General features: G+C 47.8%; 1 protein-coding gene. It reads right to left on the bottom strand.

Translation table 11 applies throughout. The features are described from left to right. The coding region (locus tag R7E47_RS25265; protein WP_318085551.1) for a bifunctional diguanylate cyclase/phosphodiesterase at window positions 1-1052 on the bottom strand (1052 nt) is incomplete at both ends.

Here is a 1052-nt window from a genome sequence, read left to right on the forward strand (position 1 = left end):
CAGTTTTTGTGGCGGCGGTTTTGCACAAACAACTCTTCGATTTCATGTTTTGGCTGAGGTCGGTAGAAATGAAAACCTTGAATCGAGTTACATTGAAGGTTGGAAAGCAAAGTAGCTTGCTGATGCGTTTCTACGCCTTCTGCAACGACCGTTAGTTCCAAAGATTTGCCCAAGTTGATGATGTTCTCGATGACGGTCACCTGTTTTGGCAGGGCATCAATGTCATTAATGAACGCACGGTCGATTTTTAGTTCATCAATCGGGAAACGAGCTAAATAAGACAGCGACGAGTACCCAGTACCAAGGTCGTCGATCGACAAAGCAAAGCCCAGCTTTTTAATCGCATTCAGCATTTGCAGCGTATGTTCGCTGTCACTCATCACCGCGCTTTCCGTTAGCTCAAACGTGATGCAACTTGGATCAAGTTCGGTTGTGCGCAGCAGCTTCTCCATAAAGTCGATCAACTGAGGGTTGCCAAACTGTTCTGGAGACAAGTTGATCGCGACGCGACCCGGCAAAATGCCTTGTTGCTTCCAGCGTTTTACGGTGTTGAATACATCACGCATCACCACGCGACCCAGGTGCTCAATCAAACCTGCTCGTTCCGCCACAGGAATAAATGATCCTGGGCTAATGTAGCCCTCAACCGGATGTTTCCAACGTACTAAAGCCTCTGCGCCATTGATACTGAAATCACGGGCGTTCACTTTGGGCTGATACCAAACTTCAAGACCATTTTGCTGCAGGGCTTTTTGCAGTTCGATTTCGAGCCACAAACGCATACGCGCTTCTTTGTTCATTTGGTCATTGAATTTGATCAGACGGTTTCGCCCGCGATCTTTCGCTTCGTACATTGCGGTATCGGCGTTTTGTAGCAAGATACGAGCATCCTGCCCATCTTCCGGATAGCGGACGCTACCAATTGAGCAGGCAAGACGTTTACTGAAGTGGTGCAGATCAAAAGGTTGGTTTATCAACGAAACAATGCGATCTGATAACACTTCTGCCATGCGCGAGTTTTCTGGCTCTGGAAGGATGATGCCGAACTCATC

The organism is Vibrio sp. Vb1026, assembly GCF_033338745.1.
Taxonomy (GTDB): domain Bacteria; phylum Pseudomonadota; class Gammaproteobacteria; order Enterobacterales; family Vibrionaceae; genus Vibrio; species Vibrio alginolyticus.